Below are 19528 nucleotides of genomic sequence, written 5' to 3' on the forward strand. Positions count from 1 at the left end.
CGACTTCCATTCACAGCTGCCATGGTCAGCACTCCTTGCAATTTTCGATCTTAAAACCATCTTCCACCGGGGCCAGGAAGTCAGGGTAAAGTTCATAAGCTTCCCCTTTTTTTCCGAAAATTCTCTCGGTTTCACCTTTCTGATTGGTCGTCCCACGCGCCTCGCTCCCTGAGCCTCCCACTACTACATAAGAGAAATTTGGGATCGGACTTCCATACTCATCCTCGACAACAAACTGAACGCTAAACATGCCCGTCAGAACATTTGTCAAAGCATCGATAGGGAGATGCGGCAATTTGGTGGTGGTCGCGTTCCCTATCAGGAACCTATGATCCCCAGCCTTGACCTTGAACTCCCCCAAACAGCTGAACGCGATATCACCGTCCTCCAGCGTGACGGAGCTACTACCCGCCTGCAGCACGATCTTGTTCTTCGCAAGTACGTCGATACGGCTGTCAGTGGCAGTGATGGTGATCGCTTGTTCCGCCAGCACTTCCAGCTCCCCATCGTGCGCCTGCAGACTTACCGGGCCGTTGGCGGCAATCACGCGCACCGGGCCGCTTTGCGCGAACAGCGAAACTTGTCCGCCGGAGACGGTGGCGATGGTTTCGCCACTACTGGTGTGCAGGTCTTGTTGTACGGTGAGTTGCAGATTCTGACCGGCGTAGGCGATTGCGCTCGCTGTCGTGGTCCATGCGATGTGATTGGGGGCTTCGACCAGCAGCATTGGCTTGGCGAAACGCTCAACCGGCTCATCGCCAGGGTTGCGGCCATCGGAGGGTTTGAACGGCGATTGCCCGTTGACCTCACCTTCGAAGCGGCCATCGGCGTTGGGATCGGCCAGCTCGCGCAGCATGCCGGTGCTCTGCCATGCCGATAGTCCGGGCACTTGCTGTTGCTGCAACGTCTGCTGCATCTGCTCCAGGCTGCGCTCGGCGCCTTTGAGTTGGGCGACGACTTCGGCGTTGTCCATCACGGTGGATGCGGCGTGCTGTTGGGTGCTGGCTGACAGCAGTAGGCCTTCGCCTGCATGCACATTGCTCCAGCCCTGCGTTGCCAGCTCGAAGCCTTCGCCGCGCAGCGCGCCGCGTGCTTTGTTCTGGTGCTGGATCAGGTAGCCAAGCTCCAGTCGGCTATCGGCCAGCGAGCTGTGCAGGCGCGTACGCAGCTGGCCGGGCGTGTCATCAATCACCCATTGCTGGGTGCCGCTGCCGTCGTGTGCTTCGGTGTGCAGGCCGCTGAGCACGCCGGGGTGCTGGGCCTGCGCATCGATACCGCCGCCAAACGGCGGTTCGACTTCGCCGTTGTAGAGCTGGCCGGTTATGCGCGGCTGGTCGATATCGCCGTGCAGGAATTCCACCAGCACTTCGCTGCCGATACGCGGCAGAAATGCAGTGCCCCAGTTTGGCCCGGCTACCCATTCGACAACCGGCACCCAGCTGCCGCTGGTCTGGTCGCCGGGCGCGTGCCCGGGCTGGCTGCTGCCGGTGTCACTCAGGCCGCCCGGATTTGGCGCACTGCCGCGCTGCCAGTTGAACTGGATGCGCACTTGATGGTCGCGATTGGGGCTGAGCGCGGCGTTGGCAACGCCAACCACCCGCGCAGTCTGTGGACCGTGCAGGCTGGGCTTTTCTTGCGGCAGCGCTCGAACTGCGACCGAAGCATCGGTAGCGAGGAACTTGTTGCGGTAGCCGCCGCGCTCCAGCTCATTGTGGCCCAGCAGCTCGGCAATACCGCTTTCCAGATTGTTGACCGCCGCGTGGTGCACCACCAGCAGCTGGAAAGCCTGCGCTTCATGCTGTGGATGCTGGACAAGGCTGAAGCGACTGCCAGCTGCCAATCGGCGCTCACTGCCGCTACCGCTGTACAGCACCTGCGACACCCGAAGCGCATCCAGCCGTGCCTGCGCTTCACTTTGCGCCCAGCTCGATTCGGCGAAGCGGCCAGCGCGTGGCTGCACATAGACCTCAAGTGCAGGCAGATCATCGGTTGTGGCAGTGGCCTGCGCTGAGACGGCTTTGATCTGCTCGCTGTGCCAGCTAGCAACCGTGCTGCTGTTGGACACCAGCTGCTGACGCTCGGAAAATGCGCTGATGCCATCGGCGGATTCAGTTGCGGCAACGCGATGAAAGCGCACCGAGCCTGTATCAGGAAGTTCCGCCTGCGGCCCAAACACCACCAACGTGTGTGCACCCTCGCCGCCTTGCATCTGCTCGATGCGCCAAGCCAAGCCCGCCTCGGCAAGCAGGCGCGTCACGAATTCCCAGTCGGTCTCCCGGTACTGTGTGGTGATCGGCCGGCGCGGCAGCGCTTCAACATCGAAGCGATACGCGGCTTGCGGGTAATCGGCAAAAATCCGCTCGCAGATGCCGCGAATGTCCACGTCCTGGAAGATCACAGCGTTGCGGCGCAGGCGAAGCAAGGCGGTCCAAGGTTCAAGCACCAGTTGGTAACGGGCCAAACCACCATCGCTGCCGAGCTGTGCGACTTCCGTACACAAGCCATGCCATTGCCGCAGCGAGCCATCAGCTGCCCGCAGTTGCAAAGTCAGCGCCTGCTCGAGCCAAGCATCGATGTCCAGAAAGGCATCAGTGGAGAGGCAGTCGATCCGCAGGCGATGGTCGCCACAAACGCTCTCCTGTCCCTCAAAGCGTTCCACTACCAGGCCGTCATGCGGCCCCTGCAGTTGGATCAAACGATTGCGGTGCGACAGCGACGCCAATGAGGCGAGCAGTGCCGAGTTTCGGATATCCATATCGACTGACTCATAGCTAGGGCGAGATGCACGCGATGCCTCCAGTCATCGCGAGCGCGGACCGATTAAGCCATAGCGCATAGCTGATATTACCTTGGCACCGCATTTTTGAGACCTTTCTCGTGAAATCTGTCAGTACCGCTGTCAGCCACTTGTCTCGCTCACGGCGGGGGCCATTGCAGACATTGGGTGCTTACGTCTGCCTCTAATGCAGCAACTGAGCAAGCATGATTGCGTTGCCGATAACACCGCGCTTCTTGCTTTCGACCAAGGGCAGTCGTTAGCGACTGGCGTGTACAGTGACGAGCTCATCGCAGGTACGCCAACGCAAAAGGTCACGACATGAAGTCACTCCTCTCGGTGCTGCTCTTTGCCCTTGCTGTGGCCGCTTATGACCTTGCCTTGGCCAGCTTGGCGCCGCGTGCAGCTGGCCTCAGAACATGCCCTCTGCAAGCCTGCTGCTGGTGGGTGAGGTCCACGGCACCAACGAGGCACCAGCACTGATTGGCGACCTGGCATGCGCCAGCGCAACGTCCGGAAATCCAGTGGCAGTCGCGCTGGAGATTCCAATCGAAGAGCAGGCAAGCCTCGATAACTTCCTGGCAAGCAGGGGCTCAGATGCAGATCAGGCAACACTTCTAGCCAGCCGATTCTGGACACGCCAGCCCCAGGATGGGCGATCCAGCGCAGCCATGCTGAAACTGCTGCATCGTCTGCGAACACTGCGTGCGGAAGGCGCACGAATCAGCGTGCTGGCCGTCGACGATGGCATGCCAGGATCGAGGGACGCCGGCATGGCCACGCGCATCAGGGCAGCACACCACGCCGTGCCTGCGGTAATTGCGCTGCTGGGGAACGTCCATGCCAGTCGCGAAAAGGGCAGACAGTCGGCACCCGACCATGAGCCAGCCGGATACCTGCTGTCAGACCTGAATCCACACAGCCTCTATGTGCGCGGGCCGGCCGGCACAGCCTGGGTATGCGTGCCGGAATGCGGTATCACCTCGACCCCTGACAACCGCCACATTGGCGACAAGCGGGGCTACCTGCCGGCAGCTGGGTTGATACCCGGCTATGACGGCCTCTATGCGCCAGCGAGCAGCACGGCGTCACCTCCAGCTATCGACTGAAGGCGCCGTATTGGCTCGTGCCGCGGTGCGTCGTCACAATGTTGCTTGCAGAGCGTCGCAATCTGGCCCCAAACAACCCGACTCTGACCCCGGTTTCAGCTTCGCCTCCAAGCGCTGGATGATCGCAGCGACCACGCCACGGGTGGATTCCCAGTTCATGCCGGTGATGAGCCGGCCATCAACTTCCACGTGCGAAGTGCCGCGTGCGCCGTAGCTGAACTGGCCTTTGCTTCCGCGCAGGCGTTGCTCGATCGAAAACGGGAAGGTCTTGTAGTACGCCGCGCTCATGTCCTCGTAGGCATCGGGATAGCCGGTGACACGCTTTCCGCTGACCAGCGCGGAGCCATCCGACAGGGTCAGGTTTACCAACCCGGCGCTGCCGTGGCAGACCGCCGAGACGATGCCGCCGCGTTGCTCGTAGATCTGCACCGCCAAGCGTTGCATGCCAGGATGCTCGGCAACGCCATACATCGCGGCACTGCCGCCGATATACATCAGCGCGGCGTAGTCGCTGGCGGTCACCTCGTCGGGTCGGCGCGTGTTGGCCAGCGCCCACATCATATCGGCGTCATAGATGCCGGCCTTGTGCTCGCGGATGCTGGTGTCGATGTAAGCCAATGGCACGGCGCCACCTTCGGGGCTGACGAACTGCACGCCGTAGCCGGCCTCACGGAAGCCGGCATAGGCATGGATCAGCTCCGAGAAGCTGTTGCCGGCGCTCAGGCGGGTGCCGGGCATGGTGTCCACGTTGGACACCGCCAGCAGTACCTGGCGGCCATGGGCGGGTGCGGTTTCGCGGGTGGCGGTCTTGCTGATGATCAGCCAGCGCCCTTCCAGCTTCTTCAACAGGAACAGGTCAACGTAGCGCGCCTGATCCTTGCTGATCAGAATCTCCGCCTTGGCAGTGGCGATGGTGCCTTCGACCTCGATGCCGAGCAGGCGGCCGACACGGCCATTGAACTGCCCCGCGTTCTTGCCGAACCAGCTGCTGTATTCGGCGATGCCCACCTCGCGCATGCCGTCCGTGCCCTGGCTCAGGTATAGCCGTGCATCGGGATGAAAGGCGCTGCTGAGCCGATCGCTCTGGTTGTAGGAACTGCCGCGCAGGTAGTCCTCGATGACCACCGAGATCTCACGCTGATCCGCGACCGGATCGGCATGTGCCAGCCCGCCGAACCACAGCGCCAGGCTGGCCACGGCGAACCATCGGATGAGGCGTGCTGGCAGCGATAGCACACCGGCAGTGGCTGGCTTGGAACGCGTTACTGACATGATCAAGACTCCGCAGGATGGGTGCCCCGAAGTCTGCGGAATTCCTTTACGAATCAAATTACTGAAGCGTGTTTACGGACTCACCAAACACGTTTCAGGAGCCGGCCGCCAAGCGCGACTGGGCCTGCCGCCACGCCGCAGGCGTGGTCCCTTCCACCTTCTTGAAGCTACTGTAGAAGGTGGAGGTGGACAGGAAGCCGGACGCCTCCGCCACATCGTCCATCGATGCCGACGCCTGCGCGCGCAGCAACTGCTTGGCCGCCTCGATCCTGACCTGCGCCAGGTAGGGCTTGAAGGCGGTCTTGAGGTTGTCGTTGAGCAGCTGCGACAACCGGGCCGTGGGGATGTTGAGCCGCTTGGCCAGCTTGGCGAGGGTCAGACCCGCGTCCTTGTACAGACCTTCGTCGGCCATCAGCGCGTGCAGGGCACACAGCGTCGCCTCGGCTTCGCTGGGCGCGATCTTGCGGTCGCGGTAAGGCTCGGCGACCGGAGCAGGCTTACGCCGGGCAAGGGCAACGCTGATGCTCAGGTACAACACCAGCGAGAACGACAGCGCGCCGACGATGTAAGAGGTCAGCCCGGCGGTGGCATAGGCCAGCCAGATCACGCCCACGCCCACGATCACCGAGACAACATGGCTGCGGCTCAGTGCGCCGGGCGCCGCGTCGGCCCGACCTTGCTTGCCGCCGCGCAGGAACAGCCCGGCTGCTACCAGCAGACATACCAGCCAAATCACCTGGATGGAGGCCCACACCGGCCCAGCCCACAACCAGACGTTCTCGGTATAAGGCCAAGCGATACCAAAGACAGTCGCCAGCACCAGCAGGCCCAAGGCGATTGCCGCATCGTTCCGCGTCTGCCGCCCACCGGGATCAAGCCAGGCCCGCACGAAACCGATCAGGCAGATGCCGATGAAGAAACAGGCGGTCAGACCGACCTGCAGAACCAGCTTGGAGATATCGGGCCAGAAGTAGAACAGCAGGGACTTACCGGTGCGCAAGCTCAGCATCAGCACCAAAGCCGCCAGCCAGCGCTGGGCAGGCCTGACGGGCTTTCGGCATAGCAGGTAGACCGACAACGCCGCACCGTTGAAGACGCCCAAGCCAGCGAAGAAGAACAGCAGGTATGACGTCAGCATTGGTTCGTGGGTGCCGGAGAAGAAGCGGATTGGTTTGGTTGGTTTCAGAGCACGGAAGTATGTCTGCTTCGGGTTGTGGCGTCATGCCTAGGAGGTAGACGCTCAATCCGTCGTCGAGGACGAAGTGAACCTGACACCGTTACCTAGTTATCTACTACGACGACATTTCCGGTGACTAATTGAAGTCTCCGCTTCGATTCCGGCGCTGCACCGAGCGGTTGTGCTGCAAGAAAAGTAGCGAAGCGGCATTCAAACAACTCGCTGAAGTCCCCTTTCCTCCCTGACTCGTCTGTTCCTAACCGGACCTTTCTCTACTTACCTCTCACCGCCTTAATGACAACTTCTCGTCCAAGCGTTATGTTGAGAACCGGGACGGGGGTTCTTGCATGAAACGCAGAAAGAAGCGACGCAACTTGGTAGCCTTATTAGCGACGCATCGGTCGGCGTGCGGCAGTGGCGCCATAGTTGGGCTTGTAGCAGCAGCCTACGGCCCGCTCTGCCGGCCAGCCTGCGAAGATGAAATGCTCTCGCAAACATTTGCCAGTCAATTGGGCGCGGCACTCACGTCACCGACATCAATGATGCTCAGTTATTCTGCGGCACATCTCTTGCCATCTCACCTCGGCATGAGCAGTCACTGCCGCCTTTTCGATATGCACAAAAACATACACAGCCTCTCCTCTGGTGGCTGCCGGTGCTTTGAGCAACAGGCTACCGACGCAATCCCTTGCCAAGGCCGTAGCTTCGCAAAAACCGGATTAGGTGACCCTGACAGCGACATCGCCCATTGTCGCAAAACACCACGCCCCCACCTTTCACTAACTTTCCAATAATTGGGAAATTAAATTGCCTGATATAAATTACAAAAAACAAGCACAGGAATACTACGGCAAAGCTCCCGTCATTATCTTGGGGAGTGGTGCCTCGGCTGCGCATGGCATGTCAGGCATGGATGCACTTGCTAAGCACCTCGTCGCCAACACAGACATTTCTGACTTGTCGGATCATGAGCTGGAGGTATGGGACAAATTCTGCCGAATTTTGCACGACGGCATCGATCTGGAGAACGCACTGCATCAAATAACGGCTTCAGAAAAACTGACATCCCGTATCATCAAGGCCACTTGGGAACTAATCTACTCCGAAGACATTGATCTTTTTGAAAAAAGCCTGCAAAACAATAAGATGTTCCCGTTAAGTCGGCTTCTTGAACATATGTTCAGAAGTAACTTAAAAGCCATTAACATAGTGACTACTAATTACGATCGCTTGGCCGAATACGCGTGTGATCAAGGAAGATTTTACCACTACACCGGTTTCACCCACGGATTCTTCCGCCAACTTTCAACTCCAGCAGAGATTGCATCTGCCCGGAGAGTAAACATATGGAAAGTGCATGGCTCTCTGGATTGGTTCCAATCACCACTTGACGATACCATCGCACTTTCAAGCGCTCCTCGCGTTCCGAAAAATCACCAGCCTCAGATCGTTACACCCGGTACGCAGAAATATCAAAAAACGCATCTTGAGCCATTTCGATCGATCATAAACAGTGCCGATCAAGCCATTAATGGGGCGGGTTCTTATTTGTGCATCGGATACGGCTTCAACGACGAGCATATTCAGCCAAAATTGATGGCACGGTGCCTTCGACAGGACGCACCCATAACAATAATAACCTACAAACTTTCCGAATCGACTACCAATTTAATAGTCAATGGAAAAGCGCGAAATTTCCTGGCAATAGAGCGAGGAGAAACAGACAATCAGTCCATTATCTATTCATCCCAAAGCAAGACTCCTCTAAAGGTAGAAACGAATATCTGGAGTCTTGAAGGTTACCTATCACTAATAATGTAGGAATGAAATATGCCGATTTTCAAGTTTAAGGACGAACAGGCACTTGGCAAGGTTGCCTCCGTCGATACCACGAATGTAGTCATTGATGTAGAGGACGTGGATCTACTCAAAAGACTGCAAGTCAATCATCTCGCTGTATTGCAGAGCAGCCGACCCGGCCAGCACCTCATTGGCCTTATAACCCAGGTAACTCGGAAGAGGGGCATAGATGACATTATCGATGACGGCATTAATGCCCATACTCCCGAGTTAAATCTTTGCCGCATCGCACTTATCGGCACGATGTTAGATAGAGATGGCGACAGGGAGAACGTATTTCGCCGCACACTTGAGAGCGTTCCCGAAATCGACGCGAATTGCTTCCCCCTCGAGGGTGACAACCTCACCGCGTTCATGCGCACCCTCTCCAGCGTATCAAACAATGGAAACGCACTCACTCTTGGAAAATACACTCTGGACGAGCATGCAACCGCCTATCTAAATGGTAACAAGTTTTTTCAGCGTCATGCCTTCATTGGCGGCAGCACTGGCTCCGGAAAATCTTGGACAACCGCCAAGATAATCGAGCAGATGTCAGCCCTTGCTAGCGCAAACGCTATTGTATTCGACCTTCATGGTGAATATGCGCCTTTAACTGGCAAAGGCATTCAGCATTTCAAAGTAGCGGGCCCAGCTGACGTTGAAGCCAAGCGCACTATTGAAGACGGAGTTATCCATCTCCCGTATTGGCTACTTTCTTACGAAGCTCTTGTTTCTATGTTCGTCGATCGCAGTGATCAGAACGCCCCGAACCAAGCCATGATCATGGCGCGCGAGATAAACAGCGCAAAGCGTAATTACCTAAAAGACAACGATCAGCAGGATCTACTAAAGCACTTCACTGTTGATAGTCCAGTTCCGTTTGAGCTCGATCTTCTGATGAGCAAACTTAACGAAATAAATGTGGAGATGGTTGCTGGAGCGCGCGGCGATAAGCAGGGTGACTTCTACGGCAAACTCGCTCGAATGATCTCCCGGCTGGAGAACAAGATTTCAGATAGGCGCCTCGGCTTCATGTTCAACTGCGGCGGTGACGTTCTTGATTTCTCTTGGCTAGATAAATTCGCCACAGCCTTACTCGGCAGCACCGAAGAAAACGGCAAGGCCGGGATTAAAATAATCAACTTCTCTGAAGTTCCCTCTGACGTCCTACCGCTAATCGTGTCGCTTGTCGCTCGAGTGACGTTCTCAGTGCAGCAATGGACGCCGTCTGACGTGCGCCACCCCATTGCACTTCTTTGTGACGAGGCCCATTTGTATATGCCACAACGTAACAGCGCAGACGCGGCCGATGACATATCGTTAGATATATTCGAACGCATCGCAAAAGAAGGTCGAAAGTATGGCGTCAGCCTCGTTGTGATAAGCCAGCGTCCTTCCGAAGTAAATAAAACGATGCTCAGTCAATGCAGTAATTTCGTATCAATGAGGCTAACGAATGCTGAGGATCAGTCCGTTATCAAGCGCTTGCTTCCCGATAGCCTCGGCGGATTCAGCGACATATTGCCAACTCTTGACACTGGCGAGGCTCTTGTAGTCGGTGATGCTAGTTTGTTACCAAGTCGAATCAGGATCGACGAACCAGAGAACAAGCCAAACAGTGGGACCGTTAACTTCTGGGATGAATGGCAAGATCCAGTAAGTGATAAGCGTTTACTGATCGCCGTTGATAACTGGCGCAAGCAGAATATTCAATAACGACGATACTGGCAAGCCTCAAAATCACGAAACCCTTGAGTCCTGCCAGATGCATGGCAATTCCTCCCAGAGAGCGCTCCTAAAATCCATCATCCTCCCAGACTGTGCAAGTCACCCATGGCGGCCTCTTTCGAACGCGAGCTATCAAATAGAAAGCCCGCTCTTTCTGCAATGCATCTCACACCTTCACAGCAACACGCGTAATCATGAAGTATATTACCTATGCATATACCTCTCCATCGCCACGCCATATCAGGAGAAATAAACCCCAGCGGAGCTGACCTAAATTTAGCCCTTCCGCTTCGCCCGAGGATGCGCAGCATCATAAACCTTGGCCAGATGTTGGAAATCCAGATGCGTATATATCTGAGTGGTTGCAATATCCGCATGTCCCAGCAGTTCCTGCACTCCACGCAGATCGCCTGAGGATTCCAGAATATGGCTGGCGAAACTGTGCCGCAGCATATGCGGGTGCACGTTCTTGAACAGCCCTTGGCGTTGCGCTAGTTGCTTGATGCGTATCTGCACGGCGCGTTGGCTGATCGGGCCGCCGCTGCGGCCTGGAAATACCGGCTTCTCGCTTGTGCCGCTGCTTTCCCTGCGCCACTCCTGCAGTGCGTTCATTGCATGCGAGCCGACCGGCACGGTGCGTTCGCGGTTGCCTTTGCCGTGCACCAGCACGATGCCGCTTGCGGTGTCAAGATCGCGCCAGCGCATGGCACAGAGTTCGCTCAGGCGCAGGCCTGAGGAATAGAACAGTTCGAGCAGCGCGCGGTCGCGCAGGCCCAGCGGTGCGTCGGTGGGCAGTTCGACCAGTTGCACGGCTTCGTCGGCGTCCAGTACCTGCGGCAGTTTGCGCGGTGCTTTGGGCGCGCGCAGGCCGGCGGCGGGGCTGTTGTCGATGACGTTGTTCTTCAGCAGCCAGGCGTAGAAGCTGCGGCAGGCCGACAGGCGGCGCTGCAGGCTTTTGGCCGACAGGCCACGGCGGTGCTCGCTGGCGACGAACTCGCGCAGCTGGTCACCTTGCAGGGTTTGCGGATCGGCGACGTCATGCGCTTCGCACCATTGCGTGAGCGCGGCGAGGTCGCGCTGGTAGGCGTCCAGCGTGTGCGCCGACATGCGGCGCTCGACCTGCAGATAGGACAGGAATGCCTGGACGGCGCTCATCGCCGCGTCACTCCACTCAAGCGCTGCGGAAGCGCTGCAGGCCCGTCACCAACGATTCGCCCATCATGCGCAGGAACAGCGTGCCCATGCCGGGATAGAAACGGTTGGGGTCGTAGCTGCCTACCGCGATCAGGCCAACACCCGGCAACGGCAACAGTGCGGTGGACGACACTTCGTTTACCCGCTCGCCGTATAGCACATCATTCTTTTCCTGCTGCAGGCGGCCGCAGATGGGCTCGCCGTCCTGCAGGCAATCGTGGAACGCGGCCAGCCGTTGGTCGTCCTTGGCGATGACCTGCAGCCATGGCGCTTCAGCAAGTTCCGGCACGTCGTCGAAGGAGACGATGCGCACCAGGTCGCCGGCGAAATCTTCTTCCAACGAGGCAGCCATCGCACGCAGGGTGTCGGCGGCGCTGGTCTGGCGCATCAGCGCCAGGGTCAGCTGGTGGGTACGCACGGCCAGGCGTTCGTTGATCTGCGCGTTCGCGCCGAGGTCGGCCAAGCGCCGCGACAGCTCGCGGTTCTTGTCGCGCAGCACTTCCAGCTGGTAGCTGGCGAGCGAGGCGGTGGGGCCGTCGTCGCGCGGCACCACCATGGTCAGTGCCAGATCGGGGAACTGCTTGAGGAAGGTCGGATGACGCCGCAGCCAGGCTGCAACTTCATGGGCACCGATTTTCTCGACTGTGTCGTTCATCCCATCCACTCTCCGTCGAATACGAATGCTGCCGGGCCGGACATCACGATCTCGGCATCGTCTGCCGGCCATTGGATACGCAGGTCGCCACCGGGCAAGGAGATCAAGGCGTCACGCTGCAGGCGGCCGCGCTGCATCAGCACTACCGCGGCCGCGCAGGCACCGCTGCCACAGGCCAGGGTCTCGCCAACGCCGCGCTCGTAGACGCGCAGTCGGGCGTGGCCGGCATCCATTACCTGGGCGAAGCCGACGTTCACCGATTCCGGGAACGAGGGGTTCTGCTGCAGCAAGGGCCCTACCCGCTCTACCGGTGCGGCGTCGACCGAACCGACTTCCAGCACGGCGTGCGGGTTGCCCATCGACACGGCGCCGAAGCGCACGTTCTCGCCCTGCAGCGAGGTCATGTATTCCTCGCGTGCACGCGGGAAGCCCAGCAGCGGAATCTGTTCCGGCTCGAACTCGGGCTTGCCCATGGCCACGGCGTATTCGCCATTGGCCAGGCGCTGCACGGCGTGGGTGCGGGTGGGGCTGTCGATGATGAAGTCGTCGCCCTGCACCGCGCCGTCGCGTACCAGCCAGGCGGCCACGCAGCGCGCGCCATTGCCACATTGCTGCGAGGTGGAGCCGTCGGAGTTCCAGATGCGGTAGGACGCCACCGCGCCTTCGCTGCGCGGGGCTTCGATGGTCAGGATCTGGTCGCAGCCCACACCGCGATGGCGGTCGGCCAGCAGCGCTGCCTGTTCGGCATTCGGCGGCGCGCTGCCGTCACGCAGGTCCAACACCACGAAATCATTGCCGGCGCCATGCATCTTGCTGAAGCGCATGCGCCCTGTTGCCGACTTACTCATTTACGCCAGCACCACCGGTGGCGTCTTCCACGGCCTCGTCCGCCTTCTTGTCGGCGGCCGGATCGGTTTTGTCGGTGGCGGGGTCGGCAGCGGGCTGCTCGGCCGGGGTGACTTCCTGTTCCTCGATCGGCACCGGCTTCTGCGGCATCACCAAGGGGCCTTTGTTGCCGCAGGCACTGAGACCCAGCAGCAGGAAGGCCGCCGGGATGAGAATCAGGAAACGGGACGTCTTGTTCATCCCCGGAGTATAGCCACTGGACCGCGAAGTCCGAACCGCGGCCGCGCGCCGTTCAGCGTTCGCCCGGGGGCAAGGGGCGCAGCCACAGCCACAGGCAGACGCAGGCCATGATGCTGATCGAGGTCCACTTCACCCAGGCCAGCGGCACGCACCACAGGGTGATCAGGGCGCAGGCCAGCATGGTCAGGCTGGCCATCCACTTACCCTTGCGGCTGACCGCGCCGTGCGCCTGCCAGTCGCGGATGGCCGGACCGAAGCGTGGGTGGTCCAGCAGCCAACGGTGCAGCCGCTCGGAGCCATGTGAGGCCGCCCATGCCGAAATCAGCACGAAGACGGTGGTGGGCAGCCCCGGCACGAAGATGCCGACGATGCCCACGCCCAGGCTCACATAGGCCAGCAGCCACCACGCCCAGCGCAGGCGCGGTGGGCGCGTGCGTGGATCGGGAGGACCATTTGGCGGCGTATCAGGCATCGCTACGGGCCAACTGCGTCAGTCGGCCAGGCCCAGTTGCCCCAGCACGAAGGCGAAGGACTCGGCCTGTTCCTTGTACCGCTGGAAGCGGCCGGACTTGCCGCCGTGGCCCGCTTCCATGTTGGTGCGGAAGACGATCGGCGCGGTGCCGGTGTTGACGTCACGCAGCTTGGCCACCCACTTGGCCGGCTCCCAGTACTGCACCTGCGAATCCCACAGGCCGGTGCCGACGAACAGCGACGGATAGGCCTGGGCGGTGACGTTGTCGTACGGCGAGTACTTGAGCATGTAGTCGTAGTACGGCTTCTGCTCCGGGTTGCCCCACTCGTCGTACTCGTTGGTGGTCAGCGGGATGCTGGCGTCGAGCATGGTGGTGACCACGTCGACGAACGGCACCTGCGCAACCATTACCCGGTAGTCGCCCGGGGCCTGGTTGGCCACCGCGCCCATCAGCAGGCCACCGGCGCTGCCGCCCGAGGCCGCGACGCGGTCCTTGGCGGCGTAGCCCTGTGCGACCAGCGCGCGGGTGACGTCGACGAAATCGTTGAAGGTGTTCTGCTTGTGCAGCAGCTTGCCGTCGTCGTACCAGCTTCGGCCCATTTCCTGGCCGCCGCGGATGTGGGCGATGGCGTAGACCACGCCACGATTGAGCAGACTGACCACGCTCTGGTTGAAGTTGGGGTCCATCGACATGCCGTAGCTGCCGTAGGCGTACTGGTACAGGGCGGCAGTGCCGTCCTTCTTGAAGCCCTTCTTGTAGACCAGCGACACCGGGATGCGCGCGCCATCGCGGGCGGTCACCCAGACGCGCTCGGTTTCATACTTGCTCGAGTCATAGCCGATCACCGGCTGCTGCTTGAGCAGGCGGCGCTCGCCGGTCTTGACGTTGAGTTCGTAGGTGGTGGCCGGGGTGGTCAGCGAGGTGTAGCTGTAACGCAGCCATTCGGTTTCCGGCTCGGCGTTGACCGACAGGCCCATCGAGTAAGCCGGCTCATCGGCCTTGACGAACTCGCTGCGGCCATCGGCGAACAGCAGGCGCACGCGTTCCAGCGCTTCGGCACGTTCGGCGATGGCGGTATAGCCATCGAACAACTCGAAGCCTTCGATCAGCACCTGCGGATCGTGCTTGACCCAATCCTTCCACTGCTTGCGGTCAGTGGCACCTTCCGGCGCGGTGACCAGCTTGAAGTTGGTGGCGCCATCGGCATTGGTGCGGATCACCCACTGGCCGTTGTAATGGTCAGCGTCGTATTCGACGTCGCGCTCGCGCTTGGCCAGCACAGCGAACTCGCCCGGGTTGGCCGCAGAGGTGTAACGCAGCTCGGAGGACACGGTGCTGTCCACGCCGATGGTGATGAAGCGGTCGTCGCGGGTGCGGCCGATGCCCATGTAGAAGCTGTCGTCCTTCTCCTCATAGACCAGCACGTCGGCGCTGGCCGGGGTGCCGAGCACGTGCTTCTTGACGCGCACGGTGAGCAGGGTTTCCGGGTCGTTCTCGACGTAGAACAGCGTGCGGTTGTCATCGGCCCAGATCACATTGGCCGACACGCCCTCGATCACGTCGTCCAGCACCTTGCCGGTGGCCAGGTCCTTGAAGCGGATGGTGTACTGGCGGCGGCCGACAGAATCTTCGGCATAGGCCAGCAAGGTGTTGTCGCGACTGATGTCCATGTCGCTGACGGCGTAATAGCCCTTGCCCTCGGCCAGCACGTTGAGATCCAGCAGCACCTCTTCCGGCGCTTGCATGTCGCCCTTGCGGCGGGCGTGGATGGGGTAATCCTTGCCGGTCTCGTAGCGGGTGTAATACCAGTAGCCGCGCTCGCGGTAGGGCACGCTGGCATCGTCCTGCTTGATGCGGCCGACGATCTCGGCGTAGAGCTTGTCCTGCAGCGGCTTGAGCGGCGCCATCAGGGCGTCGGTGTAGGCGTTCTCGGCGTTGAGGTAGGCCAGCATCGCCGGCTCCTTGCGCTCGTCATCGCGCAGCCAGTAATACGCATCCTCGCGCTGCGCACCGAACGGCGCGGTCACCGTATGCGGGCGCTTCTCGACATCAGGCGGGGTGGGCTGGGACGCGGCGGCGGTATTGATCATCAGGCTTGCAACCAACAGGCAAAGAAGAGGTTTCATCAGGTTCACTCCGGAACAACGGTGGTGCATCCAGTGCTGCAGGCCACAGTGTGCCATGCCCGGCGCTTGCCCCGCTGCCATCAACGGCGCCTATCATGCAGCGATGAACACGCCCCACACCCCGCACGCCCCATACAGCCGCCGCAGTCAGGAGATCGCGCCCTTCCACGTCATGTCGCTGCTGGCCCGCGCCAACGCGCTGGAGCAGCAAGGGCATGACGTCATCCACCTGGAGATCGGCGAGCCGGACTTCACCACCGCCGAGCCCATCGTCCGCGCCGGCCAGGCTGCTTTGGCCGCTGGCCATACCCGCTATACCGCAGCGCGCGGCCTGCCTGCCCTACGCCAGGCCATTGCTGGCTTCTACGGCCAGCGCTACGGGCTGGATATCGACCCGGAGCGGATCCTGGTCACCCCGGGCGGCTCAGGCGCACTGCTGCTGGCCTCCAGCCTGCTGGTGGACCCGGACAAGCACTGGCTGTTGGCCGACCCCGGCTACCCCTGCAACCGGCATTTCCTGCGGCTGGTGGAAGGCGCGGCGCAGCTGGTGCCGGTTGGGCCTGAAAGTGGTTATCAGCTGACCCCTGAGTCGATTGCGGCCAATTGGAATGCCAGCAGTGTTGGGGCGTTGGTGGCTTCGCCTGCCAATCCGACCGGCACCACCTTGGATGCCGGGCAGTTGGCTGGCTTGTCTTCCGCACTGAAGGAGCGCGGTGGCCATCTGGTGGTGGATGAGATCTACCACGGGCTGACTTATGGCTTTGATGCGCCCAGCGTGCTGGAAGTGGATGACGAGGCGTTCGTGTTGAACAGCTTCTCCAAGTACTTCGGCATGACTGGCTGGCGCCTTGGCTGGCTGGTGGCGCCACCGCGCGCGGTGCCGGAGCTGGAGAAGCTTGCGCAGAACCTGTACATCAGCGCGCCGTCGATGGCGCAGCATGCAGCACTGGCGTGTTTCGAGCCGGAGACGATTGCGATCTTCGAGCAGCGTCGGGAGCAGTTCCGGCAGCGGAGCGACTATCTGTTGCCAGCGTTGCGGGCGCTTGGGTTCCGGATTGATGTGGAGCCGCAGGGTGCGTTCTACCTGTACTGCGATGTGAGCACGTTTACCGATGATGCGCAGGCGTTTTGTGCGCATTTCCTGGAGACCGAGCATGTGGCGTTTACGCCTGGCCTGGATTTTGGGAATTACCGGGCGAACCAGCATGTGCGGATTGCGTATACGCAGGATGTTGGGCGCTTGCAGGAGGCGGTGGAGCGGATTGGGCGGGGGTTGGAGAGCTGGTTGGCTGGGAAGGTTGGCTGAGGGTTGAGGGTTGAGGGTTGAGGGTTGAGGGTTGAGGGTTGAGGGCTGAGGGCTGAGGGCTGAGGGCTGAGGGCTAGAAGCTAGAAGCTAGAAGCTAGAAGCTAAAAGACTAGAGGCACCCCTCCCCAACCCTCCCCTTCGCCTACGGCTAAAGGGAGGGGGTAGAAGCGACAGCTGAAGCAAGGGCACAAGCCGCAAGCACAACTCAGCACTCATGCTTTGCTTGCTTGCAACTCCCTCCCTTTCGCCGCAGGCGAAGGGGAGGGTTGGGGAGGGGTGCTTTGGCTTTGGCTTTGGCTTTGGCTTTGGCTTTGGCTTTGGCTTTGGCTTTGGCTTTGGCATCTGCTTTGGCTTTGGCTCGGCTTTGGTTATTCCCTTCTCCCGCTTGCGGGGGAAGGTGCCCGGAGGGCGGATGGGGGGACGCTTTTGAGCTTTTGAGCTTTTGAGCTTTTGAGCTTTTGAGCTTTTGAGCTTTTGAGCTTGGAAGCAATTGCCTCAGTTCATCATCAGTACGCCGCTCTGCCCTCACCCCAACCCCTCTCCCGCAGGCGGGAGAGGGGCTTAAGCAGAAGCAAAAACAAACGCCACCTTTCGGTGGCGTTTGTTTTGCATCACTTCAAACCAAGCATCACTTCTTGCTCAGCTGTTCCCACAGGAAGCTGTAAGCCAGTGCCGACATATGCGCAGCCTGCGCATTGTTCGCCGCACCACCATGACCGCCTTCGATGTTCTCGTAGTAGGTCACGTCCTTGCCTGCGTCGATCATCTTGGCCGCCATCTTGCGTGCGTGGCCCGGGTGGACGCGGTCATCGCGGGTGGAGGTGGTGAACAGCACCGGCGGGTAGCTCTTGGCCGGGTCGAACAGGTGGTACGGCGAGAAGGTCTTGATGAAGTCCCAATCGGCCGTATCCGGGTTGCCGTACTCGGCCATCCACGAGGCGCCGGCCAGCAGGTGGCTATAGCGCTTCATGTCGAGCAGCGGAACCTGCACCACCACCGCACCGAACAGCTCCGGGTACTGGGTCAGCATGTTGCCGGTCAGCAGACCGCCGTTGCTGCCGCCCTGCACGCCCAGGTGCTTGGCCGAAGTGATGTTGCGGGTGACCAGATCCTGCGCCACCGCTGCCATGTCCTCATACGCCTTGTGGCGGTTCTGCTTCAGCGCCGCCTGGTGCCAGCGCGGGCCGTACTCGCCACCGCCGCGGATGTTGGCCACGACATACACGCCGCCCTTGTCCAGCCAGGAGCGACCCATGCCACCGGAATAACTCGGCGTCAGCGAGATTTCAAAGCCGCCGTAGCCGTACAGCAGGGTCGGGTTGGAGCCGTCCAGCTTCATCGCCTTGTCGTGCACCACGAAGTAAGGCACGCGGGTGCCATCCTTGCTGGTGGCGAAGTGCTGCTCGATCACCTTGTCGCTGGCGTCGAAGAACGCCGGCATGGTCTTGAGCACCTCCGGCTGCTTGCCGATCTCGGCAAGGGCCAGCGTGGTCGGGGTCAGGTAGTCGGTGACGGTCATCCACACCGCGTCGCTTTCGTCTGCGTCCACCGCGCCAACACCAATGGTGCCGAAGGCCGGTGCGCCGGTGAAATCGCTGCTTACCCAACCGTCCTTGCCGTGGGTCAGCACCTTCAGGCGATTCTTGACGTCGTCCAGCACGTTCAACACCACGTGCGACTTGGTCCAGGTGGTGCCGGCCAGCGAGGTGGTGTCGGTCGGCGCGAACAGCACGTCGAACTCGCGCTTGCCGGCCATGAAGTCATCGAACTTCGTCGCCAGCAGTGAACCGGCGGTGTAGGTCTTGCCGCCCACCGTCCACGGCTCACGCAGTTCCAGGGTCAGCCATTCGCGACGGACCCCCTTCTCGGCCGAGTTCGGCGCGTCGACCTTGGTCAGCTTGCCGTCGGCGCCGATCAGGAACAGCTCGTTGTTGTAGAAGGCAATCGTGCGGCTGACGAAGTTACGCTCGAAGCCGGGCGTATCGTCGTGCATCGCCGAAATGTACATGTCCTCCGGCTTGCCCTCGTACACCGTGGTTGCGGCGCTGATCGGGGTGCCGCGCTGCCAGCGCTTGACCACGCGCGGGTAGCCGGAGGTGGTCATCGAACCACTGCCGAAATCGGTGTAGACGAAGACGTTGTCCTGGTCGATCCAGCCCAGACCGCCCTTGGCCTCGGCGCGGAAGAAGCCGTCCTTGATCCAGTCCTTCTTCGAGACGTCGAACTCACGGGTGACATCCGCATCGGCGCCGCCGCGCGACAGCGCGATCAGGCAGCGGTTGTACTCCGGACGCAGGCAGTTGGCGCCGTGCCATACCCAGTTCTCGCCCTCGGCCTTGTTCAGTGCGTCCAGGTCCAGCACGGTTTCCCACAGCGGCTCGGCCTTGCGGTACTCGACCAACGTGGTACGGCGCCAGACGCCGCGCTCGTGCTGCTTGTCCTTCCAGAAGTTGTAGTAGTAATCGCCGATCTTCTCGACGCCCGGGATCTTGGCGTCCGAATCCAGCACTTCGCGGATACCGGCTTCCATCGCCTTGAACTGCGGGGTCACGGCCAGGCGGCCTTCGGACTTGGCGTTCTGCTCCTTCACCCAGCCCAGCTGTTTGTCGCCGGTAACGTCTTCCAGCCAGGCGTACTTGTCCTGGGAGTCGTCAGCGGCCATGGCGGCCCCGGCCAGGCCGGAAGAAAGCAGACCTGCCACAAGGCAGGCAGAGGTGAGTCGGGACATGTTGGCTCCATGCGGTCATAAGCCGCGAACGCTAACACAGCCCCTGCCCCGCCCCC

Annotated in this window: 14 protein-coding genes; 4 read left to right on the top strand and 10 right to left on the bottom strand. The window is 60.7% G+C overall.

Annotated elements, in window-relative coordinates:
- Positions 1–25 precede the first annotated feature (25 nt).
- Complete coding sequence (locus Q5Z11_RS17175; protein WP_303747520.1) at positions 26–2755, bottom strand: type VI secretion system Vgr family protein; 2730 nt, start codon at positions 2753–2755, stop codon at positions 26–28.
- A 545-nt stretch (positions 2756–3300) separates the two neighbouring features.
- Here Q5Z11_RS17175 and Q5Z11_RS17180 point away from each other — a divergent pair.
- The gene (locus Q5Z11_RS17180; protein ID WP_303747521.1) at positions 3301–3885 is read left to right on the top strand and encodes a hypothetical protein; all 585 of its coding nucleotides are present in this window, start codon (positions 3301–3303) and stop codon (positions 3883–3885) included.
- Positions 3886–3918: 33 nt separating this feature from the next.
- Here Q5Z11_RS17180 and Q5Z11_RS17185 read toward each other — a convergent pair whose 3' ends face one another.
- Positions 3919–5157, bottom strand: a complete 1239-nt coding sequence (locus Q5Z11_RS17185; protein WP_303747522.1) for a nuclear transport factor 2 family protein — start codon at positions 5155–5157, stop codon at positions 3919–3921.
- Positions 5158–5251: 94 nt separating this feature from the next.
- Complete coding sequence (locus tag Q5Z11_RS17190) at positions 5252–6295, bottom strand: helix-turn-helix domain-containing protein (RefSeq protein WP_303747523.1); 1044 nt, start codon at positions 6293–6295, stop codon at positions 5252–5254.
- Positions 6296–7141: 846 nt separating this feature from the next.
- On the opposite strand from Q5Z11_RS17190, the gene Q5Z11_RS17195 reads away from it, so the two are divergent.
- A complete protein-coding gene (locus tag Q5Z11_RS17195; RefSeq protein ID WP_303747524.1) occupies positions 7142–8155 on the top strand; it encodes an SIR2 family protein in 1014 nt (337 codons plus the stop codon).
- A 9-nt stretch (positions 8156–8164) separates the two neighbouring features.
- Positions 8165–9892: an ATP-binding protein gene (locus Q5Z11_RS17200; RefSeq protein ID WP_303747525.1), complete on the top strand. Its 1728-nt coding sequence runs from the start codon at positions 8165–8167 to the stop codon at positions 9890–9892.
- Between the two features lie 288 nt (positions 9893–10180).
- Here the strand turns inward: Q5Z11_RS17200 and xerC are convergent, their stop codons facing one another.
- The 6 genes from xerC to Q5Z11_RS17230 are packed head-to-tail and all read right to left on the bottom strand — an operon-like array spanning position 10181 to position 15438.
- On the bottom strand, positions 10181–11059 hold the full coding sequence (gene xerC / locus Q5Z11_RS17205) for a tyrosine recombinase XerC (RefSeq protein ID WP_303747526.1): 879 nt from the start codon (positions 11057–11059) through the stop codon (positions 10181–10183).
- A gap of 16 nt (positions 11060–11075) precedes the next feature.
- Entirely contained in the window at positions 11076–11753 is a 678-nt protein-coding gene (locus tag Q5Z11_RS17210; RefSeq protein ID WP_303747527.1) for a DUF484 family protein, read from the bottom strand.
- On the bottom strand, positions 11750–12601 hold the full coding sequence (gene dapF, locus Q5Z11_RS17215) for a diaminopimelate epimerase (RefSeq protein ID WP_303747528.1): 852 nt from the start codon (positions 12599–12601) through the stop codon (positions 11750–11752). The genes Q5Z11_RS17210 and dapF overlap by 4 nt, the downstream gene beginning before the upstream one ends.
- Positions 12594–12839: an LPS translocon maturation chaperone LptM gene (gene lptM / locus Q5Z11_RS17220; RefSeq protein WP_303747529.1), complete on the bottom strand. Its 246-nt coding sequence runs from the start codon at positions 12837–12839 to the stop codon at positions 12594–12596. Before lptM ends, dapF begins: the two co-directional genes overlap by 8 nt.
- Positions 12840–12891: 52 nt before the next feature.
- Complete coding sequence (locus Q5Z11_RS17225; protein ID WP_303747530.1) at positions 12892–13311, bottom strand: YbaN family protein; 420 nt, start codon at positions 13309–13311, stop codon at positions 12892–12894.
- 18 nt (positions 13312–13329) lie between these two features.
- A complete protein-coding gene (locus Q5Z11_RS17230) occupies positions 13330–15438 on the bottom strand; it encodes a S9 family peptidase (RefSeq protein ID WP_303747531.1) in 2109 nt (702 codons plus the stop codon).
- Positions 15439–15541: 103 nt separating this feature from the next.
- Between Q5Z11_RS17230 and Q5Z11_RS17235 the strand changes: the two genes are divergently transcribed.
- On the top strand, positions 15542–16744 hold the full coding sequence (locus tag Q5Z11_RS17235; RefSeq protein ID WP_303747532.1) for a pyridoxal phosphate-dependent aminotransferase: 1203 nt from the start codon (positions 15542–15544) through the stop codon (positions 16742–16744).
- Between the two features lie 628 nt (positions 16745–17372).
- Here Q5Z11_RS17235 and Q5Z11_RS17240 read toward each other — a convergent pair.
- Entirely contained in the window at positions 17373–19472 is a 2100-nt protein-coding gene (locus tag Q5Z11_RS17240) for a prolyl oligopeptidase family serine peptidase (RefSeq protein ID WP_303747533.1), read from the bottom strand.
- Positions 19473–19528 lie beyond the last annotated feature (56 nt).

It is taken from the genome of Stenotrophomonas sp. 610A2 (assembly GCF_030549615.1).
GTDB lineage: Bacteria > Pseudomonadota > Gammaproteobacteria > Xanthomonadales > Xanthomonadaceae > Stenotrophomonas > Stenotrophomonas pigmentata.

Coding starts and splice junctions, on each gene's coding strand:
- Q5Z11_RS17175 (WP_303747520.1), bottom strand. CDS start 2,755: ATGGATATCCGAAACTCGGCACTGCTCGCCTCATTGGCGTCGCTGTCG.
- Q5Z11_RS17185 (WP_303747522.1), bottom strand. CDS start 5,157: ATGTCAGTAACGCGTTCCAAGCCAGCCACTGCCGGTGTGCTATCGCTG.
- Q5Z11_RS17190 (WP_303747523.1), bottom strand. CDS start 6,295: ATGCTGACGTCATACCTGCTGTTCTTCTTCGCTGGCTTGGGCGTCTTC.
- Q5Z11_RS17200 (WP_303747525.1), top strand. CDS start 8,165: ATGCCGATTTTCAAGTTTAAGGACGAACAGGCACTTGGCAAGGTTGCC.
- xerC (WP_303747526.1), bottom strand. CDS start 11,059: ATGAGCGCCGTCCAGGCATTCCTGTCCTATCTGCAGGTCGAGCGCCGC.
- Q5Z11_RS17210 (WP_303747527.1), bottom strand. CDS start 11,753: ATGAACGACACAGTCGAGAAAATCGGTGCCCATGAAGTTGCAGCCTGG.
- dapF (WP_303747528.1), bottom strand. CDS start 12,601: ATGAGTAAGTCGGCAACAGGGCGCATGCGCTTCAGCAAGATGCATGGC.
- lptM (WP_303747529.1), bottom strand. CDS start 12,839: ATGAACAAGACGTCCCGTTTCCTGATTCTCATCCCGGCGGCCTTCCTG.
- Q5Z11_RS17225 (WP_303747530.1), bottom strand. CDS start 13,311: ATGCCTGATACGCCGCCAAATGGTCCTCCCGATCCACGCACGCGCCCA.
- Q5Z11_RS17230 (WP_303747531.1), bottom strand. CDS start 15,438: ATGAAACCTCTTCTTTGCCTGTTGGTTGCAAGCCTGATGATCAATACC.
- Q5Z11_RS17235 (WP_303747532.1), top strand. CDS start 15,542: ATGAACACGCCCCACACCCCGCACGCCCCATACAGCCGCCGCAGTCAG.
- Q5Z11_RS17240 (WP_303747533.1), bottom strand. CDS start 19,472: ATGTCCCGACTCACCTCTGCCTGCCTTGTGGCAGGTCTGCTTTCTTCC.